Origin of the sequence: Paenibacillus sp. JSM ZJ436 (genome assembly GCF_044383795.1) — a bacterium.
GTDB classification, from domain to species: domain Bacteria; phylum Bacillota; class Bacilli; order Paenibacillales; family Paenibacillaceae; genus Paenibacillus_AQ; species Paenibacillus_AQ algicola.
Genome location: NZ_JBISEO010000009.1, coordinates 136228 through 157664, shown reverse-complemented (window position 1 = coordinate 157664; position 21437 = coordinate 136228). Strand labels below are relative to the sequence as shown.

Annotated in this window: 12 protein-coding genes; 10 read left to right on the top strand and 2 right to left on the bottom strand. The window is 50.3% G+C overall.

Features of this window, described 5'->3' with window-relative positions; genetic code table 11:
• The first annotated feature begins 289 nt into the window (after positions 1-289).
• On the top strand, positions 290-3817 hold the full coding sequence (locus tag ACH6EH_RS13340) for an RCC1 domain-containing protein (RefSeq protein WP_397332688.1): 3528 nt from the start codon (positions 290-292) through the stop codon (positions 3815-3817).
• Positions 3818-3927: 110 nt separating this feature from the next.
• Here ACH6EH_RS13340 and ACH6EH_RS13335 read toward each other — a convergent pair whose 3' ends face one another.
• Complete coding sequence (locus tag ACH6EH_RS13335; protein WP_397332677.1) at positions 3928-4770, bottom strand: LysR family transcriptional regulator; 843 nt, start codon at positions 4768-4770, stop codon at positions 3928-3930.
• Positions 4771-5108: 338 nt separating this feature from the next.
• Between ACH6EH_RS13335 and ACH6EH_RS13330 the strand changes: the two genes are divergently transcribed.
• The 8 genes from ACH6EH_RS13330 (at position 5109) to ACH6EH_RS13295 (ending at position 15188) form a co-directional block, all read left to right on the top strand.
• A complete protein-coding gene (locus ACH6EH_RS13330; protein ID WP_138227066.1) occupies positions 5109-5771 on the top strand; it encodes a type 1 glutamine amidotransferase domain-containing protein in 663 nt (220 codons plus the stop codon).
• 12 nt (positions 5772-5783) lie between these two features.
• Positions 5784-6083 carry a putative quinol monooxygenase gene (locus tag ACH6EH_RS13325; RefSeq protein ID WP_397332676.1) on the top strand — a complete coding sequence of 100 codons (300 nt, stop codon included), beginning with the start codon at positions 5784-5786 and terminating at the stop codon, positions 6081-6083.
• A 450-nt stretch (positions 6084-6533) separates the two neighbouring features.
• Positions 6534-7538 carry a LacI family DNA-binding transcriptional regulator gene (locus ACH6EH_RS13320; protein WP_397332675.1) on the top strand — a complete coding sequence of 335 codons (1005 nt, stop codon included), beginning with the start codon at positions 6534-6536 and terminating at the stop codon, positions 7536-7538.
• Positions 7539-7715: 177 nt separating this feature from the next.
• Positions 7716-8678: an ABC transporter permease gene (locus ACH6EH_RS13315; RefSeq protein ID WP_397332673.1), complete on the top strand. Its 963-nt coding sequence runs from the start codon at positions 7716-7718 to the stop codon at positions 8676-8678.
• A 14-nt stretch (positions 8679-8692) separates the two neighbouring features.
• Positions 8693-9589 carry a carbohydrate ABC transporter permease gene (locus tag ACH6EH_RS13310; protein WP_397332672.1) on the top strand — a complete coding sequence of 299 codons (897 nt, stop codon included), beginning with the start codon at positions 8693-8695 and terminating at the stop codon, positions 9587-9589.
• Between the two features lie 93 nt (positions 9590-9682).
• On the top strand, positions 9683-11326 hold the full coding sequence (locus ACH6EH_RS13305; RefSeq protein ID WP_397332671.1) for an ABC transporter substrate-binding protein: 1644 nt from the start codon (positions 9683-9685) through the stop codon (positions 11324-11326).
• Between the two features lie 98 nt (positions 11327-11424).
• The gene (locus ACH6EH_RS13300) at positions 11425-12903 is read left to right on the top strand and encodes a glycoside hydrolase family 32 protein (protein WP_397332669.1); all 1479 of its coding nucleotides are present in this window, start codon (positions 11425-11427) and stop codon (positions 12901-12903) included.
• A 23-nt stretch (positions 12904-12926) separates the two neighbouring features.
• Positions 12927-15188, top strand: coding sequence for a GH32 C-terminal domain-containing protein (locus ACH6EH_RS13295; protein WP_397332668.1), 2262 nt, complete (start codon positions 12927-12929; stop codon positions 15186-15188).
• A 156-nt stretch (positions 15189-15344) separates the two neighbouring features.
• Here the strand turns inward: ACH6EH_RS13295 and ACH6EH_RS13290 are convergent, their stop codons facing one another.
• Entirely contained in the window at positions 15345-15668 is a 324-nt protein-coding gene (locus tag ACH6EH_RS13290; RefSeq protein WP_397332666.1) for a YnfA family protein, read from the bottom strand.
• 284 nt (positions 15669-15952) lie between these two features.
• On the opposite strand from ACH6EH_RS13290, the gene ACH6EH_RS13285 reads away from it, so the two are divergent.
• Positions 15953-21259 carry an S-layer homology domain-containing protein gene (locus ACH6EH_RS13285; RefSeq protein ID WP_397332664.1) on the top strand — a complete coding sequence of 1769 codons (5307 nt, stop codon included), beginning with the start codon at positions 15953-15955 and terminating at the stop codon, positions 21257-21259.
• The last annotated feature ends 178 nt before the right edge of the window (positions 21260-21437 follow it).

Genomic DNA, 21437 nt, shown 5'->3' with positions numbered 1-21437 from the left:
AATTTGTTCTATTAACTGCTGCCTGTGTATTATATTATCTTTTAAAACAGGCGGTGAGATTTTTGCCTGTATCATCGGTATCTTAATGGGCATTGACTTCGTTCCTCGCCGTTTGTGACGTTATAGGTCGAACTATTTTGATTATAGGGGAAAAAAGATAAAAAGTTAACATTTGTCAATGTTTCTCCCTGAATTCCTTTGCTACCATGGGGTCTAAACCGAGAAGGAAGGCTTTAAAATGAAGCGGGAGGGATCAAGGTTGAGGAGGTTAGGCAGGATTTTGCTGAGTGTGTGTCTGCTGCTGGGACCGCTGAGCGGCTGGACAGGCGAAGAGACGGTTTATGGAAATCCGGGGAGTTCTCCGGTAGATCCTAAGCTGGCTGCAGGTTTTTATCATGCGGTTTCGCTGGTTAGCAGCGGTGATGTTTATACCTGGGGACAGAATACGAATGGTCAGTTAGGGAATGGAACTACGGTTCCCCGGAGTATTCCGGTTAAAACAACAAATATAGGCGATGTCATTGAGATTGCCACGGGGGCCCGAAGCTCCATGGCGCTGAAAAGAGACGGTACAGTATGGAGCTGGGGAGCGAACGAACAAGGAGAGCTTGGCATTGGCTCCGAAGAGAATGTGAGTGTTCCGGTTCAGGTGCAGGGCCTGCCAACCATACAGGCCATTGCTGGGGGTGTCGGATACCACAAGCTGGCACTGGATGAAGAAGGTGAAGTATGGGGCTGGGGCAGAAATGAGGGGGGGCAGGTCGGAGATGGCACTTTTATCAAAAGAACCTCACCCGTGAAGGTTCAGGGATTAAAGGATGTTATTCAGATTGCTGCTGGGGAATATAACAGTCTTGCGTTAAAAAGCGATGGTACCGTCTGGGCCTGGGGTCATAACGACTATGGCGAAATCGGAGACGGTACGAAAACCAGTAGATCGATTCCAGTACAGGTAAGTGGTTTGAGCGATGTGTTGGCCGTCTCGGCAGGCACTTTTTTCAGCATTGCACTTAAGAAAGATGGTACCGTCTGGGCTTGGGGGCGCAACCTCTATGCCACGCTGGGCGACGGAAGCAGAAGTGACCGTTCCTTGCCTGTACAGGTCCAAAATCTTCAGAATATTACAAAAATAAGTGCGGGAGCACACCACAGTCTGGCCCTTGATGCCGCTGGGTACGTATGGGGCTGGGGGGATAACAACAGCGGACAGCTGGGGCAGGGACACGTACTTTTGACCAATGTACCTCTTCAAGCTGCAAGTATGGATCGTGTCATTGATATTGCAGCGGGCGGTTATTTCAGTTTGGCGCTGAAGGACAGCGGCATAGTATGGGCATGGGGATATGGAAGGAACGGAGAGATGGGAGATAATACGTCGAACAGCCGGACGATGCCCGCTGTCACTAGGGCGGTTCTAGACACGACGGCACCGGTGCCAGACACAGGCCTGATACATGCTGTGGAAACAGAGGCTGGAACCGTAGTACTGGATTGGAACGCAGCCAGCGACAACCTGATCTCCTCAGACCGGCTGGAGTATCTGCCATACGTCTCAACCAGTGCGGTGATCGACACCGTGGCGCGCATTGAACAGTATGGAACTCCGCTTGGCTTTTATACGCCGGCATTGCTGCAGCAGACGGTATCCAATCTGGAGCCGGGCAAAACCTATTACTTTAACGTCATTGTAAGGGATAAGGCGGGATATAAGGCGGCATACACGGTAAAGCCGTTGGCCATGGCTAAACCCAAACGATTTACGGTGACATATGACGGAAATGGAAGCACGGCAGGAAGTGAGCCGACAGATCCAGCCATCTATGCAGAAGATGATGTTGTGAAGGTACCTGGCAACATCGGAGGGTTGTCACGAGACGGATATGAATTCATAGGATGGAGCACGGCAGCAGACGGCAGCGGGAATACCTATGCCCCGGGAGATTTCCTTCGGATCGCTGATCATCATGTTACGCTTTATGCGCACTGGAGGATTGCTTCGGTAGACCTGCCTGATCCAGGTCCAGCGCTAGATGTATATCTTCAGCAGGTGGGACTCAAATCTGATGCAGGTCCGGTGTTGTTGTCACCAGGCTTCACCAGAACGGTTTATAATTATGAGGCAGCGATTAAGCATGACAGTGGTAATATTTCAGTTACTGCAGATGTATATGGCAGTAAAGCCCGGGTTACAGTCAGTGTATACGGTCAGGCGGGAGATCTCATTTCCGGTCCGCAGGTACTCAGCTCCGGACTCGAAAGCCGTGCTCTTCCACTGCCAAGCGGTAACAGCAGGATTGAACTGGAGGTTTCAGCGGCGGCAGGGGTGCAACAGATCTACACCGTTACGTTAGTCAGGGATCATAAATCCGGTGAGGAAGATCCAGAAGACGATGAGGGTGGTTCTCCAGGTCAGGGTGAAGGTCCTCCGGCTGAGCCTCCTGTAGCACCAATAACGGGAGGTTCAGGACAGTCGGGTTCAGGCGAACCGACTGCTCCGGTCCATGGTCATTCTTCGTCCAGCGCCGAGCGCCTTGAAATAACGGCATTGGTGAATAATCGTGCGTTATCAGGTGTGGTTAAGGCAACCGTGAAACAGGAAAAGGATGACCTTATCGCAGATTTAATCCTGAAGGGTGGCTTACTGTCATCATCTTTGGCACAGAGCAAGAATGAGGTTGAGGTATTCATTACGGTTCCTGCAGATGTGAAGCAGATCAAGCTGGATGTTGATAGGGTGGCAATGGAGCTTCTGCGAAGCCGTCAGGGGGTGATTAAGCTTCAAACCTCAGTCGGTCTGCTGACATTCCCTGTACGAGGAATCCCGGAGCCGGCAGTGAGTCAAGCCCAAGGAGGAGCGGCAGTATCGGTCCAATTGTCGATGGCGGAACGGGAAGCTCAAGAGAGCATTTCCAGAGCGGCCTTCGCGCAGGGATACCGGTTGCTCGGCGTGCCGGTAGAACTGAAAATATCGGTTCCTTCTGGTGATAGCTTGAAGTCTGTAGCGAGCTTTAGCCGGATGGTAGAATTGAGAATTCCAAGATCAGAAGCAGAAGAAGAGCGTGGAAGTGAGGTCACAACAGCTGCTGTATGGCAGGCGGGAAATCCGCTGCGGCATGTTCCTGCAAGCATGAAGCTGCAGGATGGTAAAGCTCTCCCTGAGGTAGTGCTGAGCACATTGGCACCCGGTACATTTGTACTGCTTCAGGAGATCTCTTCTCCCTTCTTCGAGGATCTTCGCGGACACTGGTCTGAGCCTGCGGTAAAGAGCCTGGCATCCAAAATGATTGTTCAGGGTCATGGAGGTCCGAATTCAGTAAGTTATGCACCAAATGCACCGATTACACGTGCAGAGCTGCTCGCCATAATGGTTCGAGCCCTTGGTCTGCAGGCTGATACTTACCGTGATAAAGGACCCAAGGCTTCTCCATTTACAGATGTAAAGGTCAGTGACTGGTTTTATGACACTGTGGGTGCTGCCTATGAGTATGGTATCGTTCAGGGATATGGGGATGGGGCCTTGAGACCATCAAGCCCTGTTACTCGCCAGGAAGCGATGGTCCTGATGATGAGGCTGTCTGAAATAGCAGGGGGAAGGCTTACGCTCACTCTGGACGAATCGGTGTTGTCGGGGTATACAGACAAGAGCACACTTTCTTCGTGGGCAGAGCGGGCCGCAGCATTATTCATTCAACATGGCGTGATTCAAGGCTCAAGCCAGGAGCTTCGTCCGACAGGTGTCTTGACCCGGGCGGAGGCTGCTGTCATGACAGAGAGACTGCTGGTCAAGACCGGACTTATAAAGTCGGGTTCCTTTTGATAGGGCGCGTACCACAGGAGTTACTGCTGCACATATAAATATGGGGCTGTCTTATTAGAGATCATGGATCTTTGTGAGGCGGCCTTGTGCTGCTGACGGAGTGAATCCCACTATCGAATCATAGCCAAGACCTTTCTTCCTACCTTTTCATCTCGGGCCATAATGGACACCTTGCGTTTTACATCAAAATTCTCAATCGGAATGGCCCGTAAATCAGCAGAAAGTCGTTCAGTAAAAATATCTGGCAGGATCGAGATGCCAATACGGGCTTCAATAAAGCCAAGAATGCTATGTCCGAATTCAATTTCGGAGGAGATGTTCAGCGTGGCTCCGAGATTTTCAAATTCTTTTTCAATGAGTCGCCGGGCGTCGCAGGTTTCAAGGAGCATCAGAAATTCTTCATCTTTGATATCTTCGAAATAAACGTTTTCCCGTGTCCCATAAATAGGGTGGTCCTTATGGACGTAAAGTCGGAAGCCTTCAGCAAAAAGGAAGGTCGAGAAGAACGGATGATCGATTCCCGTGTTATCAAACAGCGCGACATCAATCTTGCCCTCCTTCAAAAAGCTCAGCAATTCCACATAGCTGTGGGAGATTCTGAGGCTGTAGTCTGAGCGGTTCGTAAAGGCGAGTTTTTTCGGCAAGTAGGAGGTGGCTACACTGGGCCAGGCCCCGATGGCGATACCTTTTAATCCCTGCTCCATCGCAATGGCTTTTTTGACCTCGTTCCATTCATTGCGGATCGTCTTTGCCGCAGGCAAAAGCTGTTCTCCGGCCTTTGTTAGAGTCACCCCGGTTGTAGATCGGACAAACAATTCAGCCCCGACATCCCCCTCTAAAGTTCTGATTTGCTTGCTAAGGGCAGGCTGTGTCAGGTTCAACTGCTCGCTGGCTTTTGTCAAGCTGGCTGTTTCGACGGTGGCCAAAAAAGCGTCAATCCATTCGATCCTCATCGTGTTCTCTCCATAACGTATGGTTATGACCACCTAACTTAGTGGAAGTACCATCTTTTTTATTGTGATGATAACGTAATGCTGTACCAAAAACAAATGGAAGCTTACTTGATGAAACCGCAATATTCTACATGGGACTGAAAAGCTGTTCGTGGCTAAGGAAAAGATTACGGTGGGGTTCGCTTCAAGTTTGGCCGAGGTGGTTATAACATGGAGTACCGGGAACGGGCTGGATGTCGGTGACGCTGAAGACGCTGAAGACGCTGCAGGAATAGAAGCTTCCCTGGAAGGAAAATATATATCGGTATGAAATATGACCTGCATTGGAGGAATACAACATGACTAAGCATATATTAATGGTGGTTACGACAGCAGACGAGATGAAAGAAGGACATAAGACAGGCTTGTGGTTATCTGAATTTGGCGAAGCCTATGTGGAGTTTAAAAAGCAAGGATACGATGTCACTGTTGCAAGTCCTAAAGGCGGAAAAGCACCTGTCGATGACCGCAGTCTCGCAGACGGCGTCGCGCCAGAAATTCTTGAAACGGCCAAGCTTCTGGAGGACACCCTAAAGCTCGAGGAAGTGGGAGATATTTCGAAATTCGATGGGATTTTTATGCCTGGCGGTCATGGAACCATGTTCGATCTTCCTGACAATACCACCCTGCATGCTATGATCCGTGAGCTATACGAGGCAGACAAAGTCGTGGCGGCTGTATGTCATGGCCCGGCAGGATTGGTGGGCGTAACCCTATCCAATGGAAAACCCCTCGTCGACGGAAAAACGATAGCTGCATTCACAGACGAGGAAGAGCGTGAGACCACATTGGACCGTTACATGCCGTTCCTTCTGGAAACCCGTCTTCGTGAGCTGGGTGCCAACGTCATCGTGAAGGACAATTGGGCGGATCATGTGGTCGTGGATGGGCGGCTCGTAACCGGGCAGAACCCACAATCCACGGAATCTGCTGCGCGTGAAGTTGTCAAGCTGTTGGGATAGGAGGAACAAACGATGGAGCCTATTGTCATTACTGCCGTATTGAAGGCAAAATCAGGGCATGAAAAAGAGCTGGAGCAAGCCTTGCTAGCTGTACTTCAGCCTTCCCGTGAAGAAGAGGGCTGCATCCAGTATGATCTGCATCAGTCTACGGATGATCCAAGTGTATTTGTATTCTACGAAAGATGGGCGAATGAAGCAGCGTTGAACGCTCACATTCATTCGGACCATTATGGGCACTATCGTCAACACGCAGAAGAGCTAGTGGAAACCAGAGAAGTGTATCGACTGCGTTTAGCAACAGGCCATCATTAATTCAGCTCGCTAGAGCAGATAAGAATACCTCTTCAACAAGATCGTGAGTGCTTTGAGGCACTCGCTTTCTGGATGAAGGGGTGTTTTTTTTTGATGCAAAATCTCTCATGATTCGAGAGCGGAGATTTCGCTGATTTATATTGATTAAAGTGTAGTCCGGCGCTGTGGCGGATCATAATCAGATTTCTACATTACGGTGTAGATAGAAGTGAATATTTTACATAGATTCATGCCATGACTAGATAAAGTAGTGTTTAAGTGAGAAGAACGTGTTGCTCTTGCTGAACACATCATTTTTAGTCAAGCAGTTACTTTAGCAGAGGTATATTAAATCATTCTTGACAAAATGAGGCGGTTCTCATACAGTAAACTAAGTAAACGTTTACGCGGTGCTGTTTTAGCATTTGTAAGCTCTTCTTATTACGTTATAGTATAGGTGTGTGAACTAATATGAACGAAACCAAGAACATCAGTATAAAAGACGTAGCCAAGCATGCTAATGTCTCAACCGCCACCGTGTCCCATGTCATTAACGGTACCAGGTTTGTATCCGAGGATACAAAAAGGAAGGTACATCGTGCAATGGATGAGCTTAATTACCGGGTTAATGTGGTCGCACGCTCCTTAAGGAGCCGGAAGTCATATGTTATCGCGTTTCTGGCTCCCATTCTTGCCAGCGAAACGTCAAATCATTTTTTTATGTCTGTCGCAGCAGGCATTCAAAGTGTATTAAAGCAGAATCAGTACCATCTTATGCTCAGCGACTCGCATGAAGAGGTTGAATTCGAGAAGGAAGAGATCCGCATGCTCGGTTCGCAAATGATTGACGGCCTGATCATGGCCCCTTCAAGCAGAGAAACGGATTACGAGCAATTATTCGGCGATTATCCTGTTGTGTATGTGGACAGAGTGCCGGATAACAATGAAAGAGATAGTGTCGTCGTCGACAATAGAAGCGTCTCAAGAGATGCTGTGGAAATGCTGATCGGCCATGGTCATAAGCGGATAGCTTATTTGTCAGGTCCCAATACGCTTACAACGACAGAGGAACGGCTTGGAGGATACCTGGAAGCCTTAGCAGAAGCAGGTCTGTCTCAGGAATCAGGGCTCGTCTGCACTGGGGAAGTGTCACTTGAGAGCGGCTACAGGCTGACCGAATCGCTGCTTGCACATGAGCCTACTGCTATATTTGCGACAGATAATGTTATGGCTATGGGTGTTATGTTTTACATGCAGGAGAATCAGATTAAAGTTCCGGATCAAATTGCGGTTGTCGCATACGATGAGTTTCAATGGACCAGGGTAACGACACCACCGTTGACCGTAATCGAGCAGCCAGCTTTTGATCTTGGCGTGAGAGCAGCCGAGGTCATGCTGGAGCGGATCGACAATGCCAATGCTCCTGTATCACAGCATCGATTATCAGGAAAACTGATCGTTAGGCAATCGTGCTAACTATCAGTTTTATCATTAGAAAAATATCTTGACTACCCTTTATGGAAGCGCTTATAATTCTCTGTATAAACGATTACGTAATCGTTTTACTGAAGGAGTATGAAAAGTTTACTCAGAATGCAATCTAAATGTCGAGATTACGTAAACGATTACGTAAGGTGGAAGGTGGAGTCACACATGGAAGCGTCAGAACGTTATGCCCAAAAGGAAAAAAGGGACGCAAAGGCTGCCAAAGGTAATCGCACTTGGGTAAAGATCCGGCAAAATTACGAGCTGTACCTGTTCCTGCTGCCAGCCGTAGCGATCTACCTGGTATTCAAGTATTACCCAATGTATGGAGTGCAGATTGCATTCAAAGAGTTCCGGGCGAGCAAAGGGATATGGGGGAGCGAATGGGTCGGATTCGAGCATTTTATCCGATTTTTTGAAGCTTACAACTTCTGGTCGATTATGGAGAATACGATTCTTCTCAGCTTGTATTCGCTCGTATGCAGCTTCCCAGTACCCATTATAGTGGCACTGATGCTGAATCAAATGCTGGCGAAGCGGTATAAAAAATTCGTACAGACGGTGATTTATGCTCCGCATTTTATATCAACCGTTGTGCTGGTCGGTATGCTGGGCGTATTCCTCTCACCAAACAGCGGCATTGTAAATCATATTATCACCTATTTCGGAGGAGATCCGGTTCTATTCATGGCTGATGAAGGCTGGTTCCGTCCACTGTATATATTGTCCGGCATCTGGCAGGAGACGGGCTTTGCCACGATCATCTATTTGGCTGCATTGTCCGGAGTCAATCCCGAGCTTCATGAGGCGGCCGTTATGGACGGTGCTAATAAATGGAAGCGAATTAAGCATGTGGATATCCCAAGTATCTTGCCGACAATCATTATATTATTGGTGCTAGCGATGGGAAATATCATGAGCGTGGGCTTTGAGAAAGCGTATTTAATGCAATCTGATTTGAACTATGCGGTATCGAATATTATACCGACTTATGTTTACGAGCTCGGTATACAGAAGGCTCAATACAGCTTTTCCGCTGCAATCGGATTGTTCAATTCCATCATTAACGTTGTGCTGCTGGTTACCGTAAACCGGGTTGCCAAGAAGCTGACGGAAACAAGTCTATGGTAAGGGAGTGAGATTTGATGAACACGCTGTTATCTCGCAAAACAAAAGGAGACATTTTGTTTGACGTTGTGAACTATACCTTTCTGACAATCGGTATGCTGCTTATTCTTTACCCTCTGTATTTCGTACTTATCGCCTCGTTCAGCGATCCGAATCTTATTTATTCCGGTTCAGTATGGCTGCTGCCCAAAGGGTTCACTCTGGACGGCTATGAACGTATATTTGCGGATCGGCATATCTGGCTAGGCTACGGCAATTCACTTCTCTATGCTATTGTGGGCACCGCCATCAGTGTAACCATCACACTGATGGCTGCATATCCGCTTGCACGCAAGGATCTGGTCGGCCGGAACGCGGTTATGTGGTTCTTTATGTTCACCATGTTTTTCGGCGGCGGGCTGATCCCGACTTATCTGCTGATTAAAGATCTGAATATGATCAACACGATTTGGGCGCTTGTAGTGCCAGGAGCAGGCAGTGTATTTAATATTATCATCGTACGCACCTTCTTTCAGAGCACAATTCCCGACGAAATGCGTGAAGCTGCCTTCATCGACGGTTGTTCAAACACACGGTTTTTTTTACGAATGGTACTGCCTTTGTCGAAGCCGATTATTGCGGTTATGGTACTTTACCACGTCGTAGGCTTCTGGAATGGATTCTTCGATGCCATGATTTACTTGAACGACGAGTCGAAATATCCGCTGCAGCTTGTGCTCCGGAACATTTTGGTCCAGAACGAGGTTAATTCCAGCATGATGATCGACGTTGAATCGTACGCCGCGAAGCTCCGGGTAACCGAGCTTATCAAATATGGTGTCATTATTATCGCAAGTTTACCGCTGCTCATTCTCTATCCATTCCTGCAGCGCTATTTTGTCAAAGGAGCCATGATTGGTTCTATTAAAGGTTAAATTTGCGGTTATCGCCGGGATTCGTTGAAACCGCGGAAGACGAACCTGGATGATGATAGATACAAACATGAAAATATAGGGAGGCTCATTTCAATGAAAAAGAGGGGTTCTGTTGCACTCAGCGTTCTTTTGGCGGGAAGCATGATGTTGTCCGCCTGCAGCGGGGGAAATGAATCGAATACCGGGAACAAGCAAGGGAACGAGAATACGGGATCGAATAATACGGCGACTGAGGACGCAGGCATCCGAAAGGATGGGCTGCCGATCGTAGACGAGAAATTGACGCTGACGATGGTGTCACCGAAAGCTCCGCTTGCACCGGAATATAATGAGATGGAAATTTTCAAGCGTCTTGAAACCGATACAAATATTCATGTTGAATGGGACAACATTCCAGACACGGACTATGCCGAGAAGAAAAATTTGCTTCTAGCCAGCGGCGATTTGCCGGATGCTTTCTATGGCTCGCAATTTTCCGATTATGAATTAATTACTTACGGCCAGGACGGCACTATTGTTCCACTTGAGGATCTGATCAATGAATATGCACCGAATCTAAAGAAACTGCTTGAGGAGCGCCCTGACATCAAAGCGGCGATCACTGCGCCCGACGGACATATTTACGGTTTGCCTACATGGGAAGAGAACGAACTGGGCACCAATCCATTCTTCCACGCTATTAATACGACATGGCTTGAAAAGCTGGGACTGAAATTTCCAGAGACGCTGGACGAATATACAGAGGCGCTGCTTGCGTTTAAGACGCAGGACCCGAATGGCAACGGTAAGGCGGACGAAATTCCGTTTAGCTTTATGCATATGCAGTGGTGTATGGACATCGCAGGCCTGTTCGGTGCATTTGGTATGCCGGACAATCTTGAGCATCGTATTGTGCGCGACGGGAAGGTTATATTCACAGCTACCCAGCCGGAATATAAGGAAGCATTGCAGTATTTTAATGAGAAGTGGTATAAGCAGGGGCTGATCGATCCGGAATCGTTCACGCAGGATGCACCGCAGTACCTTGCAAAAGGCAAGACGCCAGAGCCTATCCTTGGTTCCTATGTTTGGTGGGAGGTTGAGGAGGTTGTTGGGTCAGACCGAGCCGATAATTATGCACTTGTGCCGCCTCTGACGGGTCCAACCGGCGAGAAAACGATCGGTCGAGGCAACGGTGGAGGACCGGGAAGAAATGCATTTGTCATTACGAGCGAGAACGAGCACCCGGAAGCAACCATGCGCTGGATCGACCAGCAGTATGAGCCTTATATGGCCGCGCAAATCCACTGGGGCCCGATTGGTATCATCTATGAGAAGGATGCAAACGGCAAGCTTGTAAACCTTCCGCTTGAGGATGGGGTATCGATGGGTGAATTTCGTCAAAAGGTCGCTCCGAATGGAGCTGGCGTCATCACGGCGGAGCACTTCAAAACCATTGTAGACATGGAGCCGCGTGCAAAGCAACGGAAAATGGATCTGGAGAAATACTATGAGCCTTACATGGAGAAGGAGAATTATCCGACCATTTTCTTTGAGCCTGAGGAATTAGATCAAATCAACCAAATCGAACCAGATCTTATCAAATTTGTAAATACGCAGCGCGCTAAATTTATCGTAGATGGCATGGATGACAAAGCATGGGATGCGTATGTAAAAACGGTACAGGACATGGGGCTGGATAAACTGATGGAAATTTATCAGACTGCTCTAGACCGTTACAACACAGCACTGAAATAAAGAGCAGTTTAGCAACCGGACCGGACGAAGCCTATGATGATCTCGGTTGCTTCCGGCCGGTTGTTTTAGAGATTAGAGATTAGAGGAGAGAGAAACCTATGAAGCATCATACTGAGCACCCTCTGCGGCCGCAGTATCATTTTACCCCGCCTGCCAATTGGATGAACGATCCCAATGGAATGGTCTATTTTGAAGGAGAGTACCATCTGTTTTATCAGTATCACCCGGACAGCACCGTGTGGGGACCGATGCATTGGGGGCATGCAGTGAGCCGGGATCTTGTTCATTGGGAGCATTTGCCGATCGCGCTGTTCCCTGACCAGAACGGTGCTATCTTCTCAGGCAGCGCTGTTGTGGACTGGAACGATACAAGCGGTTTTTTTAACGGTGGTTCAGGTCTTGTCGCGATCTATACGCAAGCGGATTCGGCAGGTCAGAGGCAGAGCATCGCTTACAGCAAGGACAGTGGGCGTACTTGGATTCCCTATACAGGCAATCCGGTGCTTATCGATGAGCGGTTCCCGGATTTTCGTGATCCAAAAGTGTTTTGGCATGAATCATCAAACAGCTGGGTAATGGTGCTGGCTGCGGGGAATCGGCTGTTCTTGTACCGTTCGCCTGATCTGAAATCCTGGACATTCGCGAGCGAATTCGGAGCGCAGGAAGGTTCTCATGACGGAGTCTGGGAGTGCCCGGATCTGTTCGAGCTCTCAGTGGAAGGTGAAAACGGAGCTTCTCGCTGGGTAACCATTGTAAGCATTGGCGATGATCCTGCTTGTTCGGAAGGGTCCCGCACACAGTATTTTGTCGGTAGCTTTGACGGGACGACGTTTACGAACGAGAATACGCCGGACACCGTCCTATGGCTGGACTACGGTCGCGATAATTACGCAGGTGTAACCTGGTCTGATGCACCAGGCAACAAATCAGAGAGGTTGTTTATCGGCTGGATGAACAATTGGAAATACGCGAACTTGATCCCGACCGGTGATTGGCGAGGAGCGATGACCCTTGTGCGCAAACTATCCTTAAAGAAGGAAACGCAAGGAGTTCGTCTTATACAAAAGGAGCTGGACGGCTACCAGCAGCTTAGGCTGCAAGGTATTGAAAGTTCTGGAGAAACGCTGAGTGCGGAAGGCATACAGTTTACTGGCATGAGTGGGCTTCTGGAGATCGAAGCTGAATTTGATTTAATGCTGGCGGCTGAAATTGGTCTTAGGTTTACATCAGGAGATAAGAAAACGGTTGTCGGTTATGACGTAGCATCGGCTGAGCTGTTCATCGACCGTACAGATTCTGGCCATACCGATTTTCACGAGGATTTCGCATGCAGGCATTCAGCTCCGCTGGAAGCGAAGGAAGGAAGAGTTAAGATGCATATATGGCTGGATCGTTCATCGATTGAAGTGTTTGCTGACGAAGGCGGACTCGTCGTGACGGATCAGTTGTTCCCTGTCAGCGAGACGGATGGCGTCGAATTGTACGCGGTAGGAGGCGAAGCTATGTTGCGGACACTACGGGTGTATCCGCTTCGGTCGGTCTATACTTCGGTTGCCGCACAAGCGGTAAGCCGTTAACAAGGAAAGGAGGGAATACGTGAATGAACAACGGAGCAGGTTCTGATAGTTTACTGGCACACTGGCGCTTGGATGAATCAAAGGGCAGCACTGCGCTCGATTCTTCAAGCGGAAGCAAGGACCAAGTGTCTTACTCCCTGTTGAAGGGCAGATTTTCACATGCTTCGGATCCGGCCTGGCGGCCTGGAGTCTGTGGAGGTGCGCTTTTGTTTGACGGATATTCGACCTGGATTACGCGGCAGGCTGCCAAGGCGCCTAGACTGGAAGATGCGTTTACGATAACCGCTTGGGTCGCTCCTCGATCTTATGAGCGGGGGGAAGAAAATAGGTTATCCGCCATTGTGAATCAGCATAACCGGGAGGCGACCGAAGGCTTCGTGTTTGGAATATTCCGGCATGGCGCCTGGTCGCTGCAGTTAGGCTCGAACGGACGCTGGCATGAGCTTTGGTGTCGGCACCAGCCTCTGGAGAAGGGGAGATGGTCGCATGTTGCCGCAACTTATTGTAAGGAAGAAGCGGCAATGCGACTATATTTGAACGGCAAGCAGACTGCCGAAATGTCTTTGCCGGATGAATCAGGTATGACCTTGTGCGGGGAAGATCTGCTAATCGGTAAGAACAATCATGCTGTCGAACTCGCAGAAGCTTTCCGACATAATATGTTCGACGGTCTGATGGACGATCTTCGAATCTACGGTCAAGCTTTGTCCAGTGCCGAAGTTGCTGCCCTCCATAGGGAGTCGCTTTCTTCTCACGGCGGTGCGGCTCCTGAGATTCCGTATGAGGATATACGGCTGGACCGCACGCCAGTTCTTAGCGATCTGCATCGGCCGCAATATCATGCAAGTCCGCCGGTCCATTGGATGAATGAACCGCACGCTCCCATTTATTTTGAAGGCAAATATCATCTGTTTTACCAGCATAACCCGCAAGGACCTTATTGGGCGCAGATTCACTGGGGACATTGGGTGAGCGAAGATATGGTTCATTGGCGGGATCTTCCGATTGCGCTTGCGCCGGAGAAGGATGCCGTCGACCCCGATGGTGTATGGTCGGGAAGTGCCTGCTTAGATGAATTCGGCGTTCCAGCGTTATTTATCACTGCAGGCGATGACAGTGCGTCACCGAATCAACGTGTGGGGCTTGCGCGCAGCCAGTTTCAAAAGAACGGCGACAGTGATCTGACACTATGGGAGAAGCATCCGGAGCCATTAATTGTTCAAGCGCAGGGACAGGGGAAGTTCGGCGACTTCCGCGATCCGTTCGTATGGAAAGAAGACGGATTGTGGCGTTTATTAATTGGTTCCGGTACAAGCGATGGACAGGGCGGGACAGCGCTTGCTTATACATCGGCCGACATGATTCATTGGACTTATCATGGGCCGTTCTATGTGAGTGACCCCGAGCTTTTTCCCTACCTTGGAGACATGTGGGAGTTACCGGTTTTACTGCCGCTCGGCAAAGGTAGGGACGGACGGGATAAGCATTTGTTCCTGATTAGTCCGCTAGGTCCTGGTGCTGATGTAGAAGTGTTTTATTGGGTGGGGGAATATAATAGCGAGCAGATGCGTTTTTCTCCCGACCATGTTGAGCCTCAACTCATTGACGTTGGAGATTTTCACTTTACCGGTCCAAGCGGCATGGTGGATCCCAAGACAGGTCGTAAGATCATCTTTACTATTGCGCAGGGCGAAAGGACTCCGCAGTTGGATTATGATTCAGGGTGGGCTCATAACGCCGGTTTACCAATTAGTGTTTTCTTAAGGTCCGATGGAAAACTCGGGATTGAACCGATAAATGAGCTTACGTCGTTGCGAGGTCGTCAGTTGTGTTCACTGCGTGGACTGACTCTCAAGGAAGCGAACCAGGAGCTTGCCCATATAAAAGGGGATATGCTCGAAATTCAGATTGAATTTGAGATACCTGCCCTGAGTGCTATGCTTGGCATATGGATCAGACAATCTCCGAATCGTGCGGAAGAGACATTAATCTACTATGACAGGTTAGCAGGTGAATTTGGCGTTAATCGTGAGAAAACTACTTTGTCGAAAGAAGAGCGTACAAGAGGAGTTCAATCCGGCAAACTCGATTTGAATGAAGATGTGCTTAAGCTTCATATTTACCTGGATAAATCGATGGTAGAAGCCTATGCCAACAATTTGAAGAGCCTTACAACACGAGTGTATCCAAGCCGATTGGACGCTAACGGTCTTCTATTGGAAGGTAGTCAGGATTCTGTCATCCGGTCAATAGATATCTGGGAGATAAACTCTATTTATCTATAGAACACTGATGGTTTACAATGTGTTTGGGGGACAGCGTTCTGATATAGTTAGCAACTGGATTAACGAATGAATATCGGAGCAATTGAACCGAAGTATCATGTAGGAGGCGTCATGCATCAGAAGCAGTTGCCTCCACCTGCCTGACCCCGTGCGCCCTTATGAGCGAGGGGCCAGGAGCATCACCGAGACACCGATGATACAGATGCCTGCCCCGACCCAGTCATAGAGGTCGGGTGTTTTTTTATCAACCCCCCATCCCCAAAGTACGGAGAGAACGATGAACACTCCCCCATATGCGGCATATACTCGTCCGAAAGAGGGGAATTGCTGTAGAGTGGCAATGACACCGTACAGCGCTAGAGAAACGCCTCCGACACCACCCCAATACCAGGGCTTGCCTTCTCTTAGCCACAGCCAAATGAGGTACCCGCCGCCGATTTCGGCAATACCGGCGAGGATAAATAGCAGTATAGTCACCATGATGTGCAGTCCACCTTTATGTAAGAGTATGAATAGCGTCATTATACCGTATTTTGGATGCGAATAATGCCCGTTTACGCTGAATGGCTGCCCCGCGCGTGGGAGGCCAGCGGCTGAATCGAGTTCGGACTATCGCACTCGTTTGGCTAATACGCGCATGATCCGACTGCCCCTTGAAAAACACTACCGCACATGAGGTAAACACAAGATTCCGGCGGCGCTCTTGGATATGATCAGATCATAATTGTAAGCGCTAACAAAATGAGCGAAAAGGGGTTGTGTCTATGAATGTTGTTCTCCTGAAAAAAAGTGCTGCCTTGATGCTGTGCATCGCCTTATTGGCATCGCTGCTTCCACCGCCGGGCTTGGCTTCGGCGGCCGCGTATTATAGCGATCATGAGCGTTTTGATGATTTTCAGAATCTGGATTCAAGCATCGCAATCGGCAACCATACGGCGAACCCGCCTACGACAGGACAGCCTATTAACTCCAGCAACAACACGGCGAGAACGCTGAACAACTGGAGATCCAATGCCAGCGCCGGCATCTGGAGCATGGCCTCCGATGATGGCAGTAATGTTGCAATGTACTTCAATGGAAACGGTACATCAACGGCATGGCTTATTGATTATTCTGCGAGTGATGTGCTTCTCTCGGCGGATGTAAAGCTGCACCCAAGCACACCGGATAGTGTACCGAGCAGCCCTTCTTACTTCGGCTTAGGAACCCGGGTGACAGATAATAACAGCATGTATGCGCTAGCCATCCGAAAAATGTCAGCATCCCAGTATAGCCTGGTGTTGTTGAAGCGAGTCAGCGGCACGAGTACAGAGTTGTCGCAGTCTGCCCCAATTCCTGGTTTTGTGGCCGGTCAATACTACCGGATGACCTTTCAGGTTACCGGAACAACGGGGAACACGGTGTTGACTGGCTCGATCGAGGGGGGCCCAACCGTCACAGCGCTGGTTACAGATTCAACGGGTGTTCCAACAGGATCCAGCGTAGGCTTTTTTGGAAATGCAAATATGCAAATGTACGCAGATCATGTTCATGTTCTAAAGACGTTTCCAGGTATGCCAACCGGAGTGACCGTGATATCGGATGTCGACAACCAGGTGAGCCTGAAGTGGTCTGGCGCTGTTGGTGCTGAGCAGTATCATGTCAAGCGGGGAGAAGCACCGGGCGGTCCATTTACAACCATAGCTACAGTAGCTTCCGGCAGCTATCAGGACCGGACAGCGATGAATGGCAATACCTATTATTACGCTGTCAGCTCTGTGGCAAAAGCTATGGATGGAACGAATGTGGACAGCAGTCTATCAACAGCTGTACAAGCTTCGCCGCAGGCATCTACAGAAGCCCCGCCAGCACTGGGTCCGCTGTACGCTTCAATTCGGGATACCGAGGTGGGGATATCCTGGAATGAGGTTCCAGGTGCGGTGGGCTATAGCGTCAAGCGCAGCTCGACGCCCGGCGGACCTTATACGGTGCTGGATGCTGTGTATGGAGTCGTCACCAGTTACCTGGATCAGGGCTTGACCGTACAGCAGGATTATTATTACACAGTTACTGCGTTTAACCAGAGCGGTGAAAGTACACCTTCGCCGGAATACCATGCAGTTACGGCTTATCCGCCAGAGGCTCCGCAAGGCCTGACGGCTATACCGGGTCACTCCGAAATCAAGCTGCAGTGGCAGCCGGTCCCGGATGCCGCCCACTATACAGTCAAGCGGGCAAGCTCTGCCGGCGGCTCCTATACCGTTATTGAGCCAAACTGGACAGCCACGGAATACGTGGACGGGGGACTTCAGAACGGGCAAACCTATTTTTATACTGTGCAGGCGGTCAGTGACAATAAAAGCAGCAGTCTGGACTCCAATGAAGCTTCAGCCATGCCGCAAAAGCGCTACACCTTTACAGAAACCCAGGTTACCGCGAGTCATTACGACAAGGTTTATAACGGGGACTTGAACTGGGGCAACAAAGCAGCCAATACGCTTGATGACAATCCGAATACCCGATGGGGCGCGAACGGAGCCGGGGCATGGATTCAATATGATCTGGGGAGCGTTGCGACGGTTGGGGATGTGGGGATTGCTTTTTATAAAGGAGATGAGAGATCCTACTTCTTCGACATTCAGAGCTCCATGGATGGTGTATCCTGGGATACGATCTATAGCGGGGAGAGCCGCGGAATGCAGCTGGATATGGAGAACTTTGACGTTCCAGATACAGATGCCCGATACATTCGCCTTGTAGGCCAGGGGAACAGCTCCACCGAGTATAACGGCTACACGGTTGTCCATATGTACTCCCCGAGTGACAGCGGGGTGGATAACGATCCAATCTTGCCGGCACTGCCGCCGCCGACTGTGAGCAGAGAGGTGCGTCCGACCAAGGCAGGGCTGTACAATGTGGACGGAACGCCGCATCCGCTGCCGGCTCCTAATGCCTTTACCGGTCGGAAGATCGATGTGACGGCGGCTCCTTATGGGGCCAAGGGCGATGGCATAACGGACGACCGTCCAGCGATACAGCGTGCTATTGATGACGCACAGCCGGGTGACGAGGTGTTTTTGCCGAACGGAACGTATAAGCTGCTGAGTGCCTATGCCTCTGATACACAAATTGTGCTGAAGACGGGGGTGAACCTTACCGGAGAAAGCCGGGAGGGCGCGATTCTATTGTCTGATTTCGATAACCGTCTTGGTCCGGATTTGACGAATACCGGCTTATCCAATGCCAGCAGCCGGGTCTTGTCCGCGATGAACCAGAATAGCATTATGATCTCCAGCCTGACGATCACGTCCACATGGGATCAGGAATATCCAACAGACCCGGCCATTAACCACCCGCTGCGAGGGGGCTACAAGCATGGGATCTACATTGATAAATCATCCAGCGGCAGCTCAGCTAAGGCGCCTTATAATATTGTTGTAGACAATGTCCTCATCGAAAAATTTGAAAAAACCGGGGTACGCATGGCCAAGGGACAGCACCTGGTCGTCCGCAATTCCATTTTCCGTAATGCAACGGATATCGGCGGCGGCGGTGCAGGCTACGGAATATCGCTTCAAGGGGAGTTCAAGCTGGACCGCTTCGGTGAGGAGGAGGACTCTCAGTATAACCTGATCGAGAACAACGTATTTGACGGCACCAACGCGATGCGTCACGGCATCATTGTGCAGGCATACACCCACAATAACCTGGTTCAGAACAATACCTTGATTAACAACACCTATGACGCCATTGATTTGCACGGTGAGGATGAGTATCTGAACGAGGTGAAGGATAATACCATTATCGGGACCCGCCGCGGTGCGGGCATTGCGCTGGGCAATACTGGCGGCGGTTATCCGAGCAACCATAGCGAAGCCGGTCCATACAACTACATCCACAGCAATCTGCTCAAAAATAATGCAGAAGGCATTACGGTCGTGCTGGGATCGCCGGATACGATCATTGAGAACAATGTCATTGAAATCGATCCTTCGGCATTCGTCAGAGGACCGTATCAGCAGTCCGTGATCGGGCTGCGGCTGCTGAACGCGCCGCGAACCATCGCTTCCGGCAACACCATTTCTAATTTTGAAGCAGGAGATATTCCGATCCTGCTGGACTACGATAATGGTGATTCTAATGCCGCCCAGGTGGGAAGCGGTGATCCGCGCGATATTCAATTGATCGGCAACCGCATTGAGAAGAGTGCCGGTGGCATTGAAATTCGCAGGGGCCAAGGGCATGTGGTATCTCCGGACGGGCTGAAGCTGTCTAATACCTCCGGCAATCCGGTATACCGTGCTGTGCACTATGCTACCGGGGATGCCTGGTCTGCACAAGGTGAGCCGTATGCGGCGATGTTTACCTTTGACCTGGCGGAGGTGACCGCACTTGATGAAGCCTCCCTGCAGCTTAGCGGCAGGCTGACAGATCTCAACCCTGGGAGCGAGGAAATCACGCTTCAGGTGTTTGGAATGAATGCAGCAACGAGCGGACATCCATCAGCTGCAGCAGCAGGAGAAGGTGTGTATCTCGGAGCATTCACAATGAAGGGCTTCAAGGATCAAACGTACAACCTGCCATACAACGTGGATTCCTATTCGATTTCTACCGAAGCGTTAAAGCAGTATCTGAGCAGCAGAGACGGCGGCGAGGCTGTACTCCTGGTTGCAGATACAAAAGGCCAAGGGGTTCCTATGGAGCTATATGCCTCAGATCATCCACATCTTCAGCTTCGGCCGCTGCTTAAGACAGGCGCAGCTGCTCCTGAAGGCCCTGCGTCTCCGGAAGAAGGCGGGGAAGACCCGGGACCTTCAGTGCCGCCGGCATCAGGTGAATTCGAAGGGGGAGCTCCGGCTCCTGTAACTCCGGCTCCTCCGCAGGGGAATCCGGTTCTCGTTCCGCCAGGCAACAGCATGATTCTGCCGGCGAAGACCGCCTTGCTGAACGGACGGAGCATTGCGCAGGCGCAGGCGGACAGCAAGGCGGTGGAGGAAGCGGTTCAGCGTGCCGTCAATCGGCGGATTGCCTTTAAGGTGGATGCTGACGCGAAGACAAGCGGCATTCAGGTGTCTGTCGATGCAGCTGCCCTGCGTCTGGCTGTGGAAGGCGGAAAGGCCAAAGAACTGGCTGTAGAAGGCAAGGACGGCAGCTACCTCCTGCCGCTGACTGCAGCTTTGCTGCAGCAGCTCCCGTCCTCAGGGAAGCTGGCGGTGCTCATCTCGAAGGATTCTGCCACAGGGGATCTTGCAAAGGCTGAAGGCTGGAAGGTCACGGCTGCGGTGGACTTTAAGGTGTATATTGTGCAGCAGGACGGAGCTTCCGTTGAGATGACCTCGTTCCCGCACTATGTTTCCCGCACGATCGTAACGGATCAGCAGCTGGATGATCGGAAAACGGCGGTCGTTCGAGCCGAACGGAACCCCAATGGAAAGCTGAGCTACACACCGGTTCCTTATCAGGTTCAGGAGCGCGGAATTATATTGTTCAGCAGAAGCAACAGTACGTATTTGATCCTGGAGAACGATGTAACCTATACCGATATCAAGCGTCATTGGGCGCAGGAAGAGATCGAGGGTATGGCTGCCAGACGGATTGTACTGGGTGTGACTGAACAGGAATTCCGGCCGGATCAGCCGGTCACCCGAGCGGAATTCGCCGCTCTGCTGACCCGAACACTGGGCTTGTCCTCAGCGTCATCAAACCCCGGGATTGCGTTCCGTGATGTCAGCACAAAGCACTGGTATCATGATGCGGTGAAGGCTGCGGCAGCAAATGGACTAGTTAACGGATACCGGGATGGTACGTTTCAGCCGAACCAGAGCATTACCCGGCAGGAAATGGCCGTGATGATCCACCGGGCGATGGAATTTGCCGGGTATGACTCGATCCGTGATTCCAGCACTGCAATGATCTTTAGCGATCGCGCTGACATTGGAAGCTGGGCGACAGAGTCGGTTTCACTTCTGGCTTACATGGACATGATTAACGGCGTGGGTGGCAATCAGTTCGCTCCGAAGGGGACAGCTACCAGAGCGCAAAGCTCCGCGATCCTGCACCGGATGCTGAGTGCATTGACATTTACCCGGTAAGCTGCAAGATTTGAAATTCTGCAATCTAGTAACCATACCTGCTATAAAAAGCGGTAAATGCTTGAGTTGACGGTAATCCGCTCCCTTGAGGGGGCGGATTATTGTTTGTGTTTTTTTTATATAGTTAGGTTTATTTCAAGGGCCTTCGCGCTATAAATTCACTTGTCAGGTTTACCAA